Genomic DNA, 21,502 nt, shown 5'->3' with positions numbered 1-21,502 from the left:
GTAAGCAAAGAATATTGCGATATGAAAAAGGCGGACTGCACATGGAGGAATTTACTATTTTTTGCAAGACTCTGGAAAATTTGAAAATGTGTAAAGCATATGAGAAACCATATGATCTAGTGGTCCGAACTGGGATTGTTCAGCTTTTTCGGATTTGCCTGGGACAGGCGTGTCAAGCCATGAAAGCATGTCTGCATGAACATGGATATGAGGAAAGCAAAACGGGATCGCCCAAAATGGTGATAAAAGTTGCGTATCAAGCTGGTATGATTCATGATGATGAGAAATGGCTGAGTGCATTAGAAGCACGAAATGAGGTGGCACATTCTTATAATGAAGAAATTGCACTGAATATCATTCGCAAGACAAAGGCAGATTTTATTGGACTATTTGAAGCATTAAAACAGGAACTTGCGGAAAAATGGATTTGAATCATATCGCTGTAATCCTCAAAAAGAAAGGATGAAAACACATGGCATTAGACGGTGCATATTTACACGCAGTGCGGCAGGAACTTCTGCCGCTCATGGATTCCCGCATTGAAAAAATTCACCAGCCGGCACGGGAAGAACTGATTCTGGCACTTCGCAGCCGTACCGGTGGGGCAAAGATCCTCATCTCCTGCGCCGCAGACCGGGCACGGGTGCACCTGACCCAGGTGGCAGTGGAAAACCCGAAAACGCCGCCCATGTTCTGTATGCTCCTGCGGAAACGCCTGGGCAACGGCAAGCTGCTGGATATCCGCCAGGACGGTCTGGAGCGTGTGCTATACTTCGACTTCTCTTGCGTCAACGAACTGGGAGACGTGGTACAGCTGACTCTTGCCTGTGAAATCATGGGGCGCTACTCCAACCTGATTCTCATTGACGAAAAAGGCGTTGTCATCGACAGTATGAAGCGTGTGGATGCCACCATGTCCAGCAAGCGATTGGTGTTGCCGGGGGTTGCCTATGAAATGCCGCCCCGGGACGACCGCCTGAATTTCCTGACCGCTTCTGATGGGGAGATACGTGCCGCAGTTGCTTCGAAAAATGCAGAACTGTCCAAGGCACTCCTACAGACCTTTGAGGGCGTTTCTCCGGTGCTTGTCCGGGAGTGGGCATATTACACCGGGCAGGGCACAGCGTGCCGTGCAGAGGCGCTTACAGGCGATCAGAGCGACCGTCTGTGCTACACCATTCGTCGCTCCCGGGAAATGCTGGAGCAGGGCACGGAGGTCTACACCATGGTCAGCACCCGGGAAGGACAGCCCAAGGACTTTTCTTTCCTGCCCCTGCACCAGTATGGCACCCTTATGGTGACGAAAACCATGCCTTCTGCGTGCGAACTGCTGGACGAATTCTTCGCCAGCCGTGACCATGCGGCAAGACTGAAACAGCGAGCCAACGATCTGTTCCATCTGCTGCTCCATGCCACAGAGCGTATCCAGCGGCGTATTGTTTCCCAGTCGGAGGAACTGGATGCCTGTGAGGAAAAGGATGCCCTGCGGCATAAGGCGGACCTGATCTCAGCGAATCTCTATCGACTGCACAAGGGAGATACTACGGCGGAACTGGAGGACTTCTACGACCCGGCGTGTCCCACAGTTAACATTGAATTGGACGCTCGTCTGACGCCGCCCCAGAATGCTCAGAAATACTATCAGGCATACAAAAAGGCATGTACGGCGGAAAAGATCCTGACCGAGCAGATCGCAAAGGGCAGGGAAGAACTGGCATATCTGGACAGCGTGCTGGATGCGCTGAGCCGTGCGGAAACGGAAAACGATCTGGAACAGCTGCGCACGGAGCTTGCGGAACAGGGCTATCTGCGGCTCCTGCGGCGTAAGGGCAAGCCGCCGAAGTCTCTGCCGCCCATGGCGTTTACCGCTTCGGACGGCACACGGATTCTGGTGGGACGCAATAATCGTCAGAATGACCAGCTGACGCTGAAAACGGCAAATAAAAACGACATCTGGCTGCATACCCAGAACATTCCCGGTTCTCACGTGATTTTGGAGACCGGAGGAAAAGAGCCATCCCAGCAGGTATTGGAGGAGGCGGCACAGCTGGCGGCATATCACAGCAAGGCAAGGGATTCCGCACAGGTTCCGGTAGATTATTGCCCGGTGCGGTTCGTGAAAAAACCGGCAGGGGCAAAGCCGGGAATGGTGATCTTCTCCAACCAGCATACGCTGTATGTGACACCGAAACAGATGGAACAAGAATAAGGGCAATACCGCACAAAGATTGTGCGTCAGATACGCCGTCAGATTTTTCGTCAGATGAAACAAAAAGCGCAGTGAATACTTTGTGTATTCACGAGCATTTTTGTGAAATATGACGAGAAATATGCAAGCATATGACGTGCAAAGCCGCCAGGCGCTCTTTGTGCGGTGTTGCCTAAGCACAGATCATACGAGGAAAGGGGAGATACCATGCAGCCTATCCGACTGAACGAATCCTTTTTTCACCGGGACTGTCTGGAGGTTGCTCCGGATCTGGTGGGGAAACTGCTTCTGCGCCGGCTGCCGGATGGGACGATCTTGCAGGAGCGCATTGCCGAGACAGAGGCATACCGGGGTGAGGAAGATCTGGGATGCCATGCCTCCAAGGGCAGAACACCCCGGACAGAATTGCTCTACCGGGAAAGCGGCGTGATCTATATTTACCTGTGCTACGGCATGCACTGGCTGATGAACGTCATTACAGGCGAGCCAGAACAGCCCCAGGGGGTGCTCCTCCGTGCCGGAGCAGTGCACAATGGTCCAGCGAAGCTGACGAAATATCTGCAAATCGACAAGTCGTTGAACGGGGACAGCTTTGTCACCTGCCCGGATCTGTGGATCGCAGACGATGGATTCCGCCCGGAATTGCGCACCGATGTGCGTGTGGGCATTGATTATGCCGGGGTATATTGGAAGAATATGCCCTGGCGGTGGATCGCCGATGTGAAAAAATAAAGGGCACCTCTAAAGAATAACCGTCCGGGCTGGAAACTTGGGGCGGTTATTCGTATTATAAATAAAAAAAGCGGCAGTGCAGCCAAAAGCCACACTGCCGCTTTTATTTTACCTTGTCAAAAGAGAACTTCCGGACTGGAATTATTCCTCATCCTCAGCAACGTCCTCATCCTCCAGCAGAGCACGCATGGAGATGGAGATGCGCTTGTTCTCAATGTCGATGTCAATGATCTTAACATCAACTGTATCGCCAACGGAAACGATGTCCTTGACGTTTTCAACACGCTTGTCAGCCAGCTGAGAAATGTGGATCAGACCATCCACGCCGTCAATGATCTGTGCAAATGCGCCGAAAGGTGTGATGGATACGATAGTAGCCGGGATCACATCGCCAACGCTGTAGTTTGCCTTGAACTTCTCCCACGGGTTGTCCTCCGGCTTTTTGTAGCCCAGAGAAATGCGGTTGTTTTCACGATCCAGTTCCTTGATGAATACTTCGATGTAGTCACCAACGTTGACAACTTCGCTGGGGTGCTTGATGCGCTTCCAGGACAGCTCGGAGATATGAACCATACCGTCGATGCCGCCCAGATCTACGAATGCGCCGTAGCTGGTCAGGGACTTGACTTCGCCCTTGTATACCTTGCCAACTTCAGCAGTTTCCCAGAATGCTTCCTTTGCTGCATCCTTTTCTGCCTTCAGAACAGCCTTGATGGAGCCGACAGCTCTTCTGCGGTGCTCGTTGACTTCCAGGATGGTGAAACGCTGGGTGGTCTTTACCAGAGAATCCATCTCTGCGCCTCTCGGCAGACCGCTCTGGGATGCCGGAATAAATACACGAACACCAGCATAAGTGATGATCACACCGCCCTTGACAGCTGCGTTTACAGTGCCTTCCAGAACGGCACCCTCATCCTTTGCCTTGATGATCTCCTCGAAGCCCTTCATCTCATCGACCTTCTTCTTGGACAGGGTCACAATACCCTCCTGGTCGTTGATCTTGGTTACGATCAGATCCAGCTCGTCGCCGATGGCAACAACATCAGCAGGCTTCTTGGAAGGATCGTCTGTCAGTTCGCTCAGCGGCACATAGCCGGTGTGCTTTGTGCCCACGTCCACGATTGCTTCCGTGTTGTTCAGTGAGCAGACGGTACCCTTAACCTTTTCCCCTGTATGTATTTTTTTGAAGGACTGATCCAGTGCTTCGGCGAAGTTGATGTCCTCCTCCATGGTGTTGTTATCCATAATTTCAGTCATAGTTTGTTGAACCTCCTTAATGATATGTGCCGGTGTGGACGCGCCGGCTGTAATCCCGATTTTCTCGGCATTACATAGGTCTAAAGTGTAAAGCTCATCCGAATTTTCAATATGATAAGACCTACAGTTTCTGTTGCAGACATGATACAGCTTTACGGTATTGGAGCTGTGCCTGCCGCCCACAATAATCATTAAATCTGACTTGCGAGAGAGTTTGTCTGCGTCGGACTGCCGCACTTGGGTTGCGTGGCAGATTGTATCGTAAACCATAATATTCGGGTTGTCCTTGGGAAGAGCTTCTAAACACTTTTCCCATACTAATATATTATACGTTGTTTGCGCAACAATTGCAAGCTTTTTATAAGAATTCGCTAAATTTTTTTGAAAAAAATTGTTTAGAGCTTCTTCACTTTCGAAAACAAAGCAATTATCTTTGCAATGTCCAACGATGGCAGCGACCTCCGGATGATTTGCATCTCCGGCAATGAGGACAAAATCCCCGTCTGCGGTGTGTTTTTCCACAATGCGGTGGATCTTGGCAACAAAGGGGCAGGTGGCATCCACATAGGGATTTCCGGCACGTTCCAGTTCTGCATAGACATCGGCGCTGACGCCGTGGGAGCGAATGACCACGCATTCGCCGGGACGGAGTTCGGAAATGGAATTGACAATGCGGGCGCCTTTCCGTGTCAGGTCATCCACCACATTCTGGTTGTGGATAATGGGTCCAAGCGTAGCCACGGATTTATGCTGTTCCAGTGCCTGGTAGCAGAGCTTTACGGCACGGTCTACGCCGAAGCAGAATCCGGCAGAGTCGGCAACAGTGATCTGAGCCATGGTTTAGTCCTCCGTTTTTTCAGGGGCAGATGCTTCTGCCTGTTTTTTCTGTTTCAGTTCGGCACGGCGCTGTTCCTGAGCAATTTCGATAGACGTGCGCTTTTTCGGTTCGTCGTGGAGAATGGGGAAGGGCGGATTTTCCTCCACCATTTCCCGGATGGCGTCCATAATATCCTTGCGCATGGCGTGCATATCGTGGGGTGTGGAATTTTCGTCCAGTCCGTAGTCAGCGGCATAGATTGGTTTACCCACCCGGACGCAGATGCGGCTGCGGAAGTGGAGATTGTTGGAATCGAAAATCAGTCCCACGGGAACGACCGGTTTACCACTGCGTGCTGCCAGGACACAGACACCGCTTTTTCCTCTGCCCACTTTGCCGTCTGTATGACGTGTACCCTCCGGAAAAATGGTCAGATGGCGGCGTTTTTCCAGACGGCGTGTTGCCTCAGAGAGCATGTCATAGGACGGATCCTTGCTGTTGGAAGTGGGGAATGCGCCCATGAACCGGATGAAGCCGCCGAATATGGGGTTTTTGAACAGCGGTTCTTTTGCGATATAGTTGAAGGGATGGGGCGCTGCCATTGCCACGAGCACCGGGTCGAGGTAACTGCGGTGGTTGGAGGCGAAGATAACGGCGGTTTTTTGGGGTACATTTTCCCGTCCCTCGAATTGAATACGGTAGTAGAACAGGAACAGAAACCGCACGATGTAATAGGCGATGCGATAGAAAAATACGACAATGGGATAAGGCAAAAGATGACCTCCTTTTCAAGCAGATTGTGTAGGGGCGAACTGTGTTCGCCCGCAGGGGGTGTATTTGTGAAATTGAATGGTAACTGTAGGGGCGGATATTATCCGCCCGCAAGCTTTGTTCCCCAAGAGTTGTTCTCAAGGTTTGACTTATTTTCTCCGCTGCGCATTTGGGTATGGTAAGGGAACTTTTTTACCTATGGGATGGACTCGGAAAGCTTACTCCAAATCCAACCGTTCCTCAATGAGATCCAGAATCTCCTCGCACACCTCATGGAATCCCATGGTTGTACTGTCAATGAGCACGGCATCCTTCGCCTGCTTCAAGGGCGAAACGGCACGGTGCATGTCATTATAATCCCGCTGTTTGATCTCTTCCAGAAGCTGCTCATAGGACGGCGCATCGGGCTTGTCCTCCAGTTCCAGATACCGGCGGCTGGCACGTTCTTCCGCAGAAGCCGTCAGATAGATTTTCAGATCGGCATCCGGCAGCACTACCGTGCCGATGTCTCTGCCATCCATAATGACATTGTACTCCCGTGCAATGTCCTTCTGTGTTTCCAGCAGGAATTCCCGTACCTCCGGCAGGGCAGAAACTTCTGATGCCTTCATGGAAATTTCCGGCGTGCGTATCTTGTCGGTGACATTGTCGCCGTTCAGGAAAATGCACTGGGTGCCGCCGAAATATTTCATCTCCAGATGGCAGTCGTCTTCCAGTGCGTTCAGAAATTCCCGGCGGGAGGCATATTCCGTGGAGAACAGGGCAATGGCACGGTACAGCGCACCGGTGTCCACATAGACAAATCCCAGCTCAGATGCCACCTCTCTGGCAATGCTGCTTTTCCCGGCACCGGCAGGGCCGTCGATGGCAATGTTAATCGTTTTCATAAGGTAACTCCTTTATGTATAATTTCAATATTGAACCAAAACTTGGGTGACAGGTGCTTCTCCTGCCTTAAAATGATACCTGATCTGCTTCGCTCATGGCAAGCCCGGCACTGTATGCGGTTGCAAAAGCAATTTGGAGATTGAAGCCGCCGGTATAGCCGTCCACGTCTAGAATCTCTCCGGCGAAATACAGTCCCGGACAGCACTTGGATTCCATGGTCTTGGCGTTGACCTCCCGGACAGAAACGCCGCCTCTTGTGATAATGGCTTCCTCAATGGGACGGAACGCCCTGACCTGAAGGGGTACGGCTTTTACCAGCTTACCCAGTGTCAGCCGCTGTTCCCGTGTCATGCTGTTGGCTTTGGTGTCCGGCGGTATCCGGCAGAGTCTCAGTACCGGAAGAATCAGCTTTGCCGGTAGCAGTGCGTGGAGAATATTCCCCAGATCCCGGTTGGGGCTGTCCGTCAGGTCACGCTGGATACGCTTGTCCAGCTGTTCCGGTGTCAGTCCCGGTTTCAGGTCAATTTCCATGCGGTAATCCTGCGGCTGTCCCTTGCGCATCACAGCGCTGGCGCTGAGTACCAGAGGGCCTGATACACCGAAGTGGGTGAAGAGCATTTCCCCCAGTTCCTCAAATACGCATTTGTCTCCCCGGTACAGCCGAAGTGTGACGTTCCGCAGGGACAATCCCATGGCATCCCGGCACCATGTCTCCTGTGTCACTAAGGGTACAAGAGAGGGCATGGGCGGTACAATGCTGTGCCCGGCTTCTTCTGCCAGCTGATACCCTGTTCCCGTGGAACCGGTCTTGGGATAGGACACGCCGCCAGTGGCGAGAAGTGTTGTTCCTGCCCGGAATTCTCTGCCGTCTGTGGTACGTATACCGCAGCAGCGGTTATCCTCCAGAATGAGATGCGCCGCCTCGCCGCGTATTACCGGAATCCCGGCACGGCGGATGGCTTTCTGAAGTGCCTGTACAATATCCTCCGCACGGTCGCTGACAGGGAACACACGGTTTCCACGTTCTGTTTTCAGAGGCACGCCCAGGGATTCAAAATATGCCATGACATCCTGGGGCATACACCGGGAAAAGGCGCTGTACAGGAATTTTCCGTTGCCGGGAATATTGGCAAGGAGCGTCTCTCTGTCGCAGTTGTTGGTCAGATTGCAGCGCCCCTTTCCGGTGATACGCAGCTTTCGTCCCAGCTGTTCGTTTTGTTCCAGAATGATGCAGTGTTTTCCGCTGCCGGCGGCAGTCAGGGCTGCAAACATGCCCCCGGGACCGCCGCCGATACATAAGTGGTCTGTTTCCATATTACCTCACTGTTTCTTTATCCGTTTCATACGGGCAAGGAGCTTTTCCCGCCGTGCCTGGGTGGCTTCTGCATCCACTGCATAGCCATCTGCTGTCTGGGTGAGAATATCCCCCTCCCGTGCATTTTCCGGCAGCAGACTGCGTGCTGCCTGTATCATGCCGCTGTCTGTTTCCAGTACGGCAAGATCGCCTTCGAATCGGTCAATGATGATCATAATGTCCCTCACTTTTCTGTTGTCACAGTCAGCTGCTGTCCGTCGGACTGAATGCAGACTGTGCCGTTTTCGTCTGTCCGCCAGATCTGTTCGCCGCAGAATTTGGTGAGCCGTGCTATGGCTTCGCTGTGGGGATGCCCATAGGAATTGTCATAGCCGCAGGAGATCACTCCATAGCTGGGATTGATGGCATAGAGAAAATCATCGGTGGAGGACTCCCGGCTGCCGTGATGTCCCACTTTCAGGACATCCGCCTGGACATGATCCAGAGCACCGGATTCCAGCAGGTCCGTTTCCTCTGGCTTGGAGGCGTCACCGGTAAAGAAAAATCCGGTTTCGCCGCAGGTTAAGTAGGCGCAGATGGAGTAGTCATTGAGGGAACTGTAATCGTCTCCCGGCGAGGGAATGATCTCCAGAGAAGCACTTCCCAGATCAATGGTCATGGAGACGGCTTCGGTCAGTTCCAGCCCGTTTGCCTCCACGCCGTCCAGAAAGCTTTCATAGATTCTGGTGGTGGGGATCTGGCTGTCCGGCAGTGCCGGGGTCATGACATTTGCAACAGTCAGATCGTCATATGCTGCGGCATATTCCAGAATTTTCGGGAATCCGCCGATATGGTCGGAATGGGGATGGGTGCCGATGATCCAGTCCAGGGTGGTGACGCCGTATTGCTGCAGATCGGCGAGGACATCGTCTCCGGCACTCTGTTCCCCGGCATCAATGAGGACGGCGGCAGTATCCGTCACAATGAGTGAACTGTCGCCCTGTCCCACGTCCAGAAAATAGACGGAACAGCTGCCCTCTCCGGCAGTTTCCTCGCCGCCGAATGCCTGGTCAATGGTATCGGTCATATATGCCTCAATATCCTCCAGCGTACAGCCGGGCAGGAGAAGTGCTGCAAATGCAGTCAGGAGCGCCGTGATTTTTTTCGGGATGATTGCTTTGGATTTCGTGGGGATGCACCTCCTTTGTGCTGTTTTGAATGGGATGCAGAACGGGGCTTGGCATCCGGTGCCACAAGGCAGCCCGGCTTTGTGCCGATGAGATCCTGCCGTCCTGCCTGCCGCAGTGCAGTCAGTACCAGCTGCTTGTTCTGGGGCAGATAATATTGCAGCAATGCACGCTGCATGGCTTTTTCCTGAGGTGTTTTCGGAACGTAAACTGGTTCCATGGTATAGGGGTCTAATTCCGTGTAATACATGCAGGTGGAGATGGTTCCCGGTGTGGGGTAGAAGTCCTGGACTTGTTCCGGATGCATCCCATGATCCCGGAGAAACAGGGAAAGCTTCACAGCTTCCTGCAGCGTGCTCCCCGGATGGGAGGACATGAGATAGGGCACCAGGTATTGTTTCTTGCCCATGCTCTTGGTGATCTCATAAAATCGCTTCTGGAATGCCTCGTAGCATTCGATGTGGGGCTTGCCCATTTTATCCAGTACCACATTGCTGACGTGCTCCGGTGCCACCTTCAGCTGACCGCTGACATGCTCCGCCACCAGTTCCTTGAAAAAGGTATCATCCGGGTCTGCCATGACATAGTCAAAGCGGATGCCCGAACGGATGAACACACGTTTCACACCGGGCAGGGCACGGAGTTTCCGCAGAATATGGAGATATTCCGAATGATCTACCTGCAATGCCTTGCAGGGCTTTGGCGCAAGGCATTTCTTCCCCACGCACATGCCGGCTTTCTCCTGCTTCTTACAGGACGGCAGCCGGAAATTTGCCGTAGGACCGCCTACATCGTGGATATAGCCCTTGAAACCGGGCATGGCAATGATTTTTTTTGCTTCCTCCAGGATGGATGCCTCACTGCGGCAGGTAATACGCCGTCCTTGGTGGAGGGCAATGGAGCAGAAATTGCAGTAACCGAAACAGCCCCGGTTATGGGCAATGGAAAACTGTACTTCCTCGATTCCCGGCACGCCGCCTTGCGCATCGTACATGGGGTGGGGACGGCGCTGGTAGGGCAGGGCATAAACAGCGTCTAGTTCTTCCTGGGTCAGGCTCAGCGCCGGCGGATTCTGCACCAGCATTTTATCTCCGTGGCGCTGGATTACCGTTTTGCCGGTGATCTCGTCCTGCTGGTCATACTGCTGCCGGGTCGCTTTGGCATAGGCTTTTTTGTCCCGGCAGACCTGGGCGTAATCCGGGCACTGCACCGCACCCCATGGGGTATTTACCGGGTCAGTGAGATAGCATGTACCCCGGATGCCGGTGATCTCCGCAATGGGCACACCGTTTGCCAGCTGCTGTGCCAGTTCTGTGATCTGATGTTCTCCCATGCCGTACATGAGCAGGTCAGCGCCGCTGTCCACGAGAATGGACGGGCGCACGGCATCATCCCAGTAGTCATAGTGGGCGAACCGCCGGAGGGATGCCTCCAGACCGCCGATGGCAATCGCCACATGAGGATATGCTTTCCGGATCTGCTGACAATAGGTGATCACGGCACGATCCGGACGAAGTCCTGCCTTGCCGCCGGGAGAGTACATGTCATTGCTCCGGCGGCGCTTGGCAGAAGTGTAGTGCGCCACCATGGAATCAATATTGCCGCCGGTCACAAGAAAGGCAAGCTTCGGTTCGCCGAAACGTTGGAAATCCTGTGTGGTGTGCCAGTCCGGCTGGGCAATGACAGCCACGCTGTAGCCCTGGGACTGGAGCAGCCGTGTAATGATCGCCGCACCGAAGCTGGGATGATCCACATAGGCATCACCGGTGATGTAGACGAAATCCGGCTGGGATACGCCGGTTTCCAGGAGTTCCTGTTTTGTGACGGGGAGAAAATTGGTCATGGGGTGCACCTCCTTTTGTATTTTATAATTATTGGAATAATGATTTTGCCGCATACGGAACATCACTGCAATCTCCGCATTTTCCGTTCCGCCAGCTGTTCCTTGGTCATGAGTACCTTTCTGGGCTTTGCCCCCTCATAGGGACCGATGACGCCCATTTGCTCCAGTTCGTCCATCATCCGTGCGGCGCGGGCATAGCCCAGCTTCAGCCGCCGCTGGAGTGCAGAGGTGGACGCTTGTCCGGCTTCCACAACCACTTCAATGGCACGCTCCAGGACATCCTCATCGCTGCCCGGCTCTGGTGCGGCGTTTGCCTCAGCGGCAGCTTTCATTTCCTTCTGCTCCGCCTTGGTGACAGGAATGTTCTGTTCTACCTGTTCCATAATCTCGTCACTGTAATTGCTCTGTGTCTGTGCCTTGATGAATTCCACCACTTTTTCAATTTCCTTGGTGGAAGTGAAACAGCCCTGGACACGAACCGGCTTGATCTTGCCGTTGGGCAGATAGAGCATGTCGCCGTGTCCCAGCAGTTTTTCTGCACCGCCGGTGTCCAGAATGGTTCTGGAGTCGATCTGTGACATAACAGAAAGGGCGATACGGCTTGGAATATTCGCCTTAATCAGACCGGTGATAATGTCTGTCGTCGGTCTCTGGGTGGCAATGATCAGGTGCATGCCTGCCGCACGTGCTTTCTGCGCCAGGCGGCAGATGGCATCTTCCACTTCTTTGGAAGTGGTCATCATCAGGTCTGCCAGCTCGTCAATGATCACCACGATCTGGGGCATGGGTTCCAGTTCACTGCCCGGCTGTGCCGCTGCGGCGTTGTAATCTCCCAGGTCACGGACGCTGTGCTCCGCAAAGAGATTGTACCGCCGCTGCATTTCCTGCACTGCCCAGTTCAGGGCACCGGCAGCCTTTTTCGGGTCGGTGACCACCGGGATCAGCAGGTGGGGAATGCCCTCGTATACTGTGAATTCGACGATCTTCGGGTCAATGAGGATAAGCTTTACCTCGTCCGGTGTGGCGTGGTACAGAATGCTCATAATAATGGAATTGGTGCAGACGGATTTACCGGAACCGGTAGCACCGGCAATGATCATATGGGGCAGACGTGCAATGTCTCCCACAATGGCATTTCCGGCAATGTCCCGTCCTACGGCAAAGGTCAGTTTGCTCTTGGAATTTTTGAAATTGTCGCTCTCCAGGATCTCCCGGAGAGAAACGGTATCCTTGTGATTGTTGGGCACCTCGATGCCGATGGCAGGCTTTCCCGGTATGGGGGCTTCCATGCGGACACCCTGTGCCGCCAGAGAAAGGGCAATGTCATCTGCCAGACCGGTGATCTTGGAAACCTTGATGCCGGCGGCAGGCTGGATCTCATAGCGTGTGACAGAAGGACCCCGTGAAATGCCTGTGATCCGCACGGTCACACCGAAGCTTTTCAGTGTGTCTGCCAGAATGCCGGCATTTTCTTTCAGTTCCTGTTCCGCAGCCGGGTCCCCTGCACGGCTGATGCCTGTCTGCAAAAAGTCCAGAGGCGGTATCTGATAGGGACGTACCGGCGGTACCGGTGGCGCTGCCTGTGCCGGGAATTCATCCTGCGGCTGAAACAGCTCCGGCGGGTCTGTCAGCAGCTCTTCCGGGGATACGATGGCAGTATTTCCGCTGCCGTCCGGGGGCAGGGGGATGTCAACATCCATATCATATGCCGGCGTATATGGCTCTGACGGTTCAGGCTGACCATAGCTGTCATGTATCATTGCCTCCAGATCCGGCGGCAGGGGAGAGCTGTCCTGTATAAAGTCCGGTACTTCTGGTACAGCGGACGGGATGGGTTCCGGCTGGGGTTCTGCTTTTTCTCTGCGGCGGCGTTTTCTGGGGGATTCCTCCGGCGGGAGGAAAAACTCCGGCTCTTCCGGGGGAATGTCATTTTCATCGATATCATCTGCCCAGTCCGGTTCACGCCGCCAGAGTTCCCGCAGTTTGCGGAAGGGCAGAAGAATGTATTGAAACAGCTGGCGCATACTCAGATCCAGCATCCACATGATTGCGACAAAGAGGAGAACCACAATGAGAATGCGTGCTCCCGTTGTGCCGAGGATCCGGATGAGGGGATAGGCGAGGACTGCACTGATGACGCCGCCGCTCTGAAAAGCGTCCTCGGCGCCGGTTTCGTATAAGTAGCCGACAGCACGGAAAAAGGATTTTTTCTCGATCTCGCCGACAAAGAGGATCTGTACAAAGCTGCTGGTCAGAATGGTCAGTCCCAGGCTGAAGATCAGCCGTTTTGGGAGAGACATGCCCGTGCGCTTTTCTGTATAATAGGCGGACACCAGCAGGATAATGGGTACCAGGATAATGGAAAAGCCGAACAGCCCCCGGACAAACCGGTGGAGGACATACCAGCCGGCGCTACCCTGAATGAATGCAATGAGGAAAAACAGCACTGCGCTTGCAAATAAGATCACAGACTGAAATTTGGTGTTGCCGTTTTGCTGTCGGTTCAGTTTTTCCAGAGCCTCTTCTTTTGCAGTGCGTGCTGTATTATCATTTGTCTTTTTTGCGGCAGGCTTTTTTTTCGCCGCCGGTTTTTTCTTTTTGGTGGAAGCGGATTTCTGTGCCAATTCGTTTGCCTTTCTGTGCAGAAGCCGATCATGCCGGCGGCAGTGCGTCGGGATATCTCGGCTCCCGGGTTTCGATCAGATGATAGAGCGCTTCTATGGCATCGTGGAGTGTGCCAAGCCGGTCGATGAGACCGCAGGCAACAGCTTCTTCCCCGGAGATCACAGTGCCGATATCGGTGGCAAGCTCCTGGGTGTTCATCATCATTTGTTCCAGGGTCTTGGGGTCAATGGAACTGTTCCGGGTGATAAAGCCGGTGATGCGCTCCTGGATTTTTTCAAAATAGACCACGGTCTGCGGTACTCCCAGTACCAGTCCGCTTGTGCGGACAGGATGCACGGTCATGGAAGCGGACGGGACGATCATGGAAATGTCTGCGCTCACTGCCATGGGGATGCCAATGGAGTGACCGCCGCCGATGACCAGAGAGACCGTAGGCGTTTTCATGCCGGAGATCATCTCTGCAATGGCAAGACCAGCCTCTACATCGCCGCCCATGGTGTTCAGGACAACCAATAGTCCCTCCACATTGCGATCCTGTTCAATGGCGACCAGTGCCGGGAGAATGTGCTCATATTTGGTGGTTTTGGTGTCGTCCGGCAGGATATTGTGCCCTTCCACCTGTCCGATCACGGTCAGACAGTGGATGAGATGCTTTGCGTTCTGGGTGCGGACGGCACCGGTCTCTTCGATGAGCTGTGCCTGATCCAGCTGCTCATCGGTGTTGGACTTGGAATCGGAAGTATTGCGCTTGTTTTTTTCTGACATAGGGATTCGCTCCTTTGCAACTGATTTTAAAATCAGTTTGCCCGTCAGAACAAAAGTTATGCGAAACAAGAGACAATACTTCCAGCATACTTCTATATTATAACACAACTGCGGAAAAAGTCAAGGGAGCGGCGTGATGGAAATATGCAAATGGATTTATATAAGAATTAACCCCTCAGTCACGGCTGCGCCGTGCCAGCTCCCCTTTCAGGGGAGCCTAATTTGCCTCCCCTGAAAGGGGAGGGGAACCATTGCGCAGCAATGGTGGAGGGGTTGAAATACGATTCCAGACATAAAAACGGCAGACCCTATGGTCTGCCAGAATTGTTTCCTCATGGCAATACCGCACAAAGAGCGCCTGCCGGCTTTGCACGTCATATGCTTGCATATTTTCCGTCATATTTCACAAAAATGCTCGTGAATACACAAAGTATTCACTGCGCTTTTTGCTTCATCTGACGAAAAATCTGACAAAGTTTATGCTCGTAGAGTACATCTGACGCACAATCTTTGTGCGGTATTGCCCTCATTTTTTCTTCCGCTGGGGATTTGTGCTTTTTTTCTTCTTTTTCCGCACCGAATCCCCGAAATTCCCCAGCTTTCGTCCCAGAGCAAAATATTCCCCGTGGGCATACGCCATGAGACCGCACTGCTGTAGGTTCAGCTTGCCCTTGCTGTCAAGGTATTTTTCGTCCACATTGACTCCGGTGATCTCCGCCTCGAACACCGTATGGGTGCCCATTTCCTTTGTGTCTGTCACACGGCATTCCAGATTCACGGGGCACTCTGCGATCAGCGGCGCCTGAACCGTCTGCGCCGGCTCCGGGGTCAGGTGGCAGACTGCAAATTTGTCCACATCCTTGCCGCTGCGCACGCCGCAGAAATCCGTTGCTTGCATCATGGCAGAGGTGGGGAGATTGATGACAAATTCCCGGTGCTTCATGATGATATCGTAGGAATATCGGGTGGGGCGGACAGAAATATATGTCATGGGCGGATGGGTCGCCAGAACGCCTGTCCATGCCACTGTCAGAACGTTGTGGGATTCCATGGTGCCGCAGGTGACCAGTGTGGGCGGTACAGGTGCCAGCAGAACGCTGCCCTTCCAATGTTGTTTTGCCATAGTTTCAAAACCTTTCTCCGGGAAAATCTTACGGCAATACCGCACAAAGAGCGCCTATCGGCTTTGCACGTCATATGCTTGCATATTTTTCGTCATATTTCAAAAAAAATCTGACGGCGCATCTGACGCACAATCTTTGTGCGGTATTGCCCTGTATTCAGAGTCTGTTTCACATTCCGACCGTGCACAGGGACTTTTCCGGTACTGTCTGTGAATATTGTACCATGCACAGGGGAGAATGTCAACCTGCCGGGAACAGCCGGCGGACAGAAAAGCGGCGCCCCGTTTCCGAAGCGCCGCTTTTCCCTCTTACTATTCTACTCAATCTTTGAAAGATGTGTGATCAATGTGCTCACTTGACGATATATTTACCGATAGCCTTTACCAGCGCATCTGCATCGTCTGTGTGTGCCTGAAGCTGAATCGGCTTGGACAGATCCAGGCTGAAGATACCCATGATGGACTTTGCGTCGATGGCATAACGACCAGAAACCAGGTCGATGTCATAATCAAACAGCATCACGGTGTTGACAAATTCCTTCACGTCATTAATTGCATTCAATTGAATTGTTGTCTCATACATAACAATTACCTCCTCTGAAAGATTCCTGATTGATCTTTCCATGGTGTCCGCAAAATACACAGAACTCAAAGTCATTGTCATAAACCAGTCACGTGCATACTGCTTCTGACTTTCACTTGTTCTGTGTCTATAGCATACCACGAAAAAATTTTCTTGTCAAGACGATTGCATCATTTTCGTTGATATAGTATAATAGGAGTGGAAATACAACACCTATTTTTGACGGCGACGATAAAATTTATGTAAATCACGTGAAAATTCCACGAAATTCCTGTCGAAAAAACGCCGTATTACCAAAGGAGAAATACCATTGAATTGCTATTTTCTGACGTTTGGCTGCAAAGTCAACACCTGTGAAACTGCCGGAATGCAGTCTGTTCTGCAAAAAGCAGGCCATACCATTGTCCAGGAGCCGGCGCAGGCAGACGTGATCCTGTTCAATTCCTGCACCGTCACCTCGTCCGGTGACAGCCGTCTGCGCACCGCCATGCGGAAAATGCGGCAGACCTGTCCCCATGCCCTGCTTGTCCTCACGGGCTGCTATGCCCAGGCATATCCCGAACAGGCGGCGGCTGTTCCCGAAGCCGACCTGGTCATCGGCACCAAAAACCGCAGCCGGCTTCCGGCACTGCTGGACGAACTGTGCCGCAGCCATTCCCGGCGGAACGCTGTGGACAGCTATACTGCCGATGATCCTTTCGAAGTCCTGCCTTGCGACACCATGCCGGACAACACCCGTGCCTTTCTGAAGATCCAGGACGGCTGCAACTGCTTTTGCAGCTATTGCATCATTCCCTATGCAAGAGGACGCTGCCGGAGCCTGCCGCTGGAGGAGATCCGGCACAGTGCCGCCGCCTTTGCCGAAAACGGCTATCGCGAGATCGTGCTGTGCGGCATCAATCTGGGTTTCTACGGCATGGAATGGGACGGCACACTGGCGGACGCTGTGGAAGCCTGCGCCGCCGTACCCGGTATCCAACGCATCCGGTTGGGTTCCCTGGAGCCGGAACGCCTGACTGAACCAGAGCTGAAACGCCTTGCCGCACTGCCGAAATTCTGTCCCCAGTTCCACCTGTCTCTCCAGAGCGGCTGCGACAATACACTGAAACGCATGAACCGCCGGTATACAGCAGCGGAATACGAAGCGATCTGTGCCAACATCCGGGCACTGTTCCCCCATTGTGCCATTACCACGGATTTCATGGTGGGCTTTCCCGGAGAAACAGACGAGGATTTTGCCGATTCCCTGGCATTTGCAGAGCGTATCGGCTTTGCCGCTATGCACGTGTTCCGCTATTCTCCCAGACCCGGCACACGTGCGGCGGAATTTCCGGATAAGATCAGCAGCCAGACCAAGACCCAGCGCATGGAGATTGCCCAATCTGCCGCAAAATCCATGAGATCCGCCTTTCTGCGCACCCAGATCGGGCAGACTGTTCCGGTACTTTTTGAACGGGAACGGGGCGACGGTTTTCACGTAGGACATGCCCCGAATGGGACGGTTGTGCGAATTTCTGCAAAAAATCCAAAAAAAAGTTTGCGTAATCAGATTTTTTATGTTAGAATAGAAGAGAGTGATGCGGACTGCTGCTACGGCACCCCTGTGACGGCAGACGCAAATTCATGATAGAAGGAGTATTACCATGTCTGTTTTTCGTATTTATGTGGAGAAAAAACCGGAATTCGCAGTAGAGGCACGCTCGGTACTGAGCGACCTGCAAACTGCACTGCGTCTGAATGTGACCGATGTCCGGATCTTCCATCGCTATGATGCAGATCATCTCACAGAAGCCGCTTTTCAGCGTGCCGTACCCACGGTCTTTTCCGAACCTGCAGTAGACCATATCTACACCGAGGTGCCGGCACTGGAGGACAACCAGCGGATGTTTGCAACAGAATATCTGCCGGGACAGTTTGACCAGCGTGCCGACAGCTGCGAGCAGTGTATCCAGATTCTGCTCCAGGGTGAACGCTGCCGTGTCCGCACAGCAGATGTCTATGTTGTCACCGGCAATCTCACCGATGCAGAGTTTGACCGTCTGAAATCCTATCTCATCAACCCCGTAGAGCGCCGTGAAGCTGCCATGGAACTGCCGGAGACACTGGATGCCAACTATACCATCCCCACCACTGTGGAGACTCTGACGGGCTTTATCGGGCTGTCAGAGGACGAGTTGAAGCAGTTCATTGCCGACTATGGTCTGGCAATGGATCTGGGAGATATCCAGTTCTGTCAGAGCTATTTCCGTGACACGGAGCACCGTGACCCCACCATTACCGAAGTACGCATGATCGACACTTACTGGTCGGATCACTGCCGCCACACCACCTTCCTGACCCAGATCTCCGATGTAGACATTCCTACGGACTATATCAAAGAGACCTATGACGCATACTGCAAGGTACGCCAGGAACTGGGACGGGGCGAAAAGCCCATGACCCTTATGGATCTGGCTACCATTGCCGCACGAAAGCTGAAAGCAGACGGCAAGCTCCAGGATCTGGACGAAAGCGAAGAGATCAACGCTTGCTCTGTGAAGATCAAGGTAGATGTTGCCGGCAAGGAAGAGGACTGGATCCTCATGTTCAAGAACGAGACACACAACCACCCCACCGAAATCGAACCGTTCGGCGGTGCGGCAACCTGTCTCGGCGGTGCGATCCGTGACCCGCTGTCCGGACGTTCCTATGTTTATCAGGCAATGCGTGTCACCGGTGCGGCAAATCCCCTGGTACCGGTAGAGGATACCATTGCAGGAAAGCTGCCCCAGAGAAAGATCACCCTGGGTGCGGCAAACGGCTACAGCTCCTACGGCAACCAGATCGGTCTTGCCACCGGACATGTTGCCGAGGTATACCATCCGGGCTATATGGCAAAGCGCATGGAGATCGGCGCCGTTCTGGGTGCTGCACCGGCATCCAACATCCGCCGGGAAGCACCGGTGCCGGGAGACATTGTCATTCTCCTGGGCGGCAAGACCGGACGTGACGGCTGCGGCGGTGCAACAGGTTCTTCCAAGTCCCACACCATTGAATCCCTGGGACACTGCGGCGCAGAGGTACAGAAGGGTAATGCACCGGAAGAGCGTAAGCTCCAGCGTCTGTTCCGCAATCCTGTTGTGACACGTATGATCAAGCGCTGCAACGACTTCGGTGCAGGCGGTGTATCCGTTGCCATCGGCGAGCTGACAGACGGTCTGGAAATCGACCTGAACGCTGTACCCAAGAAGTATGACGGTCTGGACGGCACAGAGATCGCCATCAGCGAATCTCAGGAGCGTATGGCAGTTGTGGTTGCCGCTGAAGATGCAGAGAAGTTCATCAAGGAAGCCAGCCGGGAAAACCTGGAGGCAACCATTGTGGCAACTGTACAGGCAGAGCCTCGTCTGCGGATGCACTGGAACGGCAACACCATCGTTGATCTGTCCCGTGAATTCCTCAACTCCAACGGTGCGGCAAAGCATACGGACATTGCCATTACAGAACCCCAGCCGGAAGCAGAATCCACCCTCACGGACAGTGCCGATGCCTGGACAGAACTGCTGTCCAGCCTGAACATCTGCTCTCAGAAGGGTCTCATTGAAAAGTTCGACTCCACCATCGGTGCAGGTACTGTGCTCATGCCCTTCGGCGGTGTATACCAGCTGTCTCCCTCTCAGGCAATGGCGGCGAAGATCCCGGTACTCAAGGGCGAGACAAATACCTGTTCCCTCATGGCATGGGGCTATAATCCCACCACCAGTGAACGCAACCCCTATCTGGGCGCCATGGACGCTGTAATTACCTCTATTGCAAAGGTCGTTGCAGCAGGCGGCAGCTGGCATCACTGCTGGCTGACGTTCCAGGAATATTTCGAACGCACCCAGAACGACCCCAAGCGCTGGGGCAAGCCTATGGCGGCACTGCTGGGCGCATTCAAGGCACAGCTGGAACTGTCCTGCGGCTCTATCGGCGGCAAGGACTCCATGTCCGGTACATTCGAGAATATCGACGTGCCGCCCACGCTGGTCTCCTTTGCTGTTTCCACCGCCATGGCAGACAAGGTGGTATCTACAGAATTCAAGGCAGCAGGGGACAAGGTAGTGATGCTCCGTCCCGCAGTGGATGGAAACGGTATTCCGGACTTTGACAGCATCCGTGCCACATTCGACAAGGTAGAGGAAATGATCGCTGCCGGACGTGTCCGTGCAGGCTGGGTCATCGACTACGGCGGTGCAGCCGAGGGTATCGCAAAGATGTGCTTCGGCAACGGCATCGGCTTCACATTCTCTCGCCAGCTGACAGATGCAGAGCTGTTCCAGCCCTGCTGCGGCGGTTTCCTCCTGGAACTGAACGGTGAGGCACAGGACGGCGAGGATGTTATCGGTACCACTGCCGAAAAGCCGGAGATCGTCTGCCCGAAGTACACGCTCCAGCTGGACAAGCTGCTCTCCGTCTGGGAGCGCAAGCTGGAGCCGGTATTCCCCTGCCGCATCAAGACAACGACAGAGGTACCGGAAAAGCTGTCCTATCCCAGAAAGACGACCCTTTCCGCTTCTGTCAAGGCGGCGCAGCCTCGTGTCCTGATCCCTGTATTCCCGGGCACAAACTGCGAATACGACACCGCACGTGTCTTTGAGCGTGCCGGCGCACGTCCTCAGACCTTTGTGGTACGGAACCTCTCCGCATCGGCAATGGAGGATTCCATCACCACCTTTGCAGCAATGATCAAGCAGGCACAGATCATCATGATTCCCGGCGGCTTCAGCGGCGGCGATGAGCCGGAGGGCAGCGGTAAGTTCATCACCGCATTCTTCCGCAATCCCCGCATCAAAGACGCTGTTCACGAGCTGCTCAAGAACCGGGACGGTCTGATGCTGGGTATCTGCAACGGTTTCCAGGCACTGGTAAAGCTGGGTCTGGTACCTTTCGGCGAAATCATGGATATGACGGATGTTTCGCCCACACTGACATTCAACACCATTGCACGCCATCAGTCCATGCTGGTGAATACACGCATTGCATCCAACAAGTCCCCGTGGCTGTACGGCACAGAGGTGGGCGATGTGCACACCGTTGCTATTTCCCACGGTGAGGGACGCTTTGTGGCGCCGCCGGAGCTGCTGGCAGATCTGGTGAAGAACGGACAGATTGCGACTCAGTATGTAGATCTGGACGGCAATCCGTCTATGGATATCCACTTCAACCCCAACACTTCCATGATGGCAATCGAGGGTATCACCTCGCCGGACGGCAGAGTTCTGGGCAAGATGGGTCACAGCGAACGTATCGGACAGAATCTGTACCGGAACGTGCCGGGCGAAAAGGATCAGAAGATCTTCGAAAGCGGCGTAGCTTACTTCCAGTAAAATGATCAAGGCAATACCGCACAAAGATTGTACGTTGTTGTCTCAAATAAAAACGGACAG

At 53.6% G+C, this 21,502-nt stretch carries 16 protein-coding genes; 5 read left to right on the top strand and 11 right to left on the bottom strand.

What is annotated here, in order from left to right:
• Window positions 1–41: 41 nt before the first annotated feature.
• From Q0418_RS10155 to Q0418_RS10145, 3 genes are all read left to right on the top strand, one after another.
• The gene (locus tag Q0418_RS10155; RefSeq protein WP_298484022.1) at window positions 42–431 is read left to right on the top strand and encodes an HI0074 family nucleotidyltransferase substrate-binding subunit; all 390 of its coding nucleotides are present in this window, start codon (window positions 42–44) and stop codon (window positions 429–431) included.
• Window positions 432–472: 41 nt separating this feature from the next.
• Window positions 473–2,209, top strand: coding sequence for an NFACT family protein (locus tag Q0418_RS10150; protein WP_298484021.1), 1,737 nt, complete (start codon window positions 473–475; stop codon window positions 2,207–2,209).
• Window positions 2,210–2,416: 207 nt separating this feature from the next.
• Window positions 2,417–2,941: a DNA-3-methyladenine glycosylase gene (locus Q0418_RS10145; protein WP_298484020.1), complete on the top strand. Its 525-nt coding sequence runs from the start codon at window positions 2,417–2,419 to the stop codon at window positions 2,939–2,941.
• Window positions 2,942–3,082: 141 nt separating this feature from the next.
• On the opposite strand, the gene Q0418_RS10140 is transcribed toward Q0418_RS10145, so the two are convergent.
• The 11 genes from Q0418_RS10140 to Q0418_RS10090 form a co-directional block, all read right to left on the bottom strand.
• Complete coding sequence (locus Q0418_RS10140; RefSeq protein WP_298484019.1) at window positions 3,083–5,035, bottom strand: bifunctional 4-hydroxy-3-methylbut-2-enyl diphosphate reductase/30S ribosomal protein S1; 1,953 nt, start codon at window positions 5,033–5,035, stop codon at window positions 3,083–3,085.
• A 3-nt stretch (window positions 5,036–5,038) separates the two neighbouring features.
• A complete protein-coding gene (locus tag Q0418_RS10135; RefSeq protein WP_298484018.1) occupies window positions 5,039–5,788 on the bottom strand; it encodes a 1-acyl-sn-glycerol-3-phosphate acyltransferase in 750 nt (249 codons plus the stop codon).
• A 216-nt stretch (window positions 5,789–6,004) separates the two neighbouring features.
• Complete coding sequence (gene cmk / locus Q0418_RS10130; protein WP_298484017.1) at window positions 6,005–6,673, bottom strand: (d)CMP kinase; 669 nt, start codon at window positions 6,671–6,673, stop codon at window positions 6,005–6,007.
• Window positions 6,674–6,740: 67 nt separating this feature from the next.
• A complete protein-coding gene (locus Q0418_RS10125) occupies window positions 6,741–7,988 on the bottom strand; it encodes an NAD(P)/FAD-dependent oxidoreductase (protein WP_298484016.1) in 1,248 nt (415 codons plus the stop codon).
• A gap of 6 nt (window positions 7,989–7,994) precedes the next feature.
• Window positions 7,995–8,204, bottom strand: a complete 210-nt coding sequence (locus Q0418_RS10120) for a DUF3006 domain-containing protein (RefSeq protein ID WP_298484015.1) — start codon at window positions 8,202–8,204, stop codon at window positions 7,995–7,997.
• Between the two features lie 8 nt (window positions 8,205–8,212).
• On the bottom strand, window positions 8,213–9,055 hold the full coding sequence (locus Q0418_RS10115; RefSeq protein ID WP_298484014.1) for a ComEC/Rec2 family competence protein: 843 nt from the start codon (window positions 9,053–9,055) through the stop codon (window positions 8,213–8,215).
• A 56-nt stretch (window positions 9,056–9,111) separates the two neighbouring features.
• Window positions 9,112–10,998 carry a YgiQ family radical SAM protein gene (locus Q0418_RS10110; protein WP_298484013.1) on the bottom strand — a complete coding sequence of 629 codons (1,887 nt, stop codon included), beginning with the start codon at window positions 10,996–10,998 and terminating at the stop codon, window positions 9,112–9,114.
• A gap of 62 nt (window positions 10,999–11,060) precedes the next feature.
• A complete protein-coding gene (locus tag Q0418_RS10105) occupies window positions 11,061–13,622 on the bottom strand; it encodes a DNA translocase FtsK (protein ID WP_298484012.1) in 2,562 nt (853 codons plus the stop codon).
• A gap of 28 nt (window positions 13,623–13,650) precedes the next feature.
• Window positions 13,651–14,388, bottom strand: a complete 738-nt coding sequence (locus Q0418_RS10100; protein ID WP_298484011.1) for a ClpP family protease — start codon at window positions 14,386–14,388, stop codon at window positions 13,651–13,653.
• A gap of 526 nt (window positions 14,389–14,914) precedes the next feature.
• A complete protein-coding gene (locus tag Q0418_RS10095; RefSeq protein WP_298484010.1) occupies window positions 14,915–15,511 on the bottom strand; it encodes a flavin reductase family protein in 597 nt (198 codons plus the stop codon).
• Between the two features lie 352 nt (window positions 15,512–15,863).
• Window positions 15,864–16,094 (bottom strand): HPr family phosphocarrier protein, encoded by a 231-nt coding sequence (locus tag Q0418_RS10090; RefSeq protein WP_298484009.1) that lies wholly within the window; start codon window positions 16,092–16,094, stop codon window positions 15,864–15,866.
• Window positions 16,095–16,404: 310 nt separating this feature from the next.
• Between Q0418_RS10090 and mtaB the strand changes: the two genes are divergently transcribed.
• On the top strand, window positions 16,405–17,721 hold the full coding sequence (gene mtaB, locus Q0418_RS10085; protein WP_298484008.1) for a tRNA (N(6)-L-threonylcarbamoyladenosine(37)-C(2))-methylthiotransferase MtaB: 1,317 nt from the start codon (window positions 16,405–16,407) through the stop codon (window positions 17,719–17,721).
• 16 nt (window positions 17,722–17,737) lie between these two features.
• Window positions 17,738–21,442, top strand: coding sequence for a phosphoribosylformylglycinamidine synthase (locus tag Q0418_RS10080; RefSeq protein WP_298484007.1), 3,705 nt, complete (start codon window positions 17,738–17,740; stop codon window positions 21,440–21,442).
• Window positions 21,443–21,502: the final 60 nt, after the last annotated feature.

Source organism: uncultured Ruminococcus sp., assembly GCF_937915125.1.
In the GTDB taxonomy this organism is placed as follows: domain Bacteria; phylum Bacillota; class Clostridia; order Oscillospirales; family Ruminococcaceae; genus Ruminococcus_C.
Note: the sequence above shows the minus strand (reverse complement) of the source record. Positions and strands in the feature narration are given on the sequence as shown.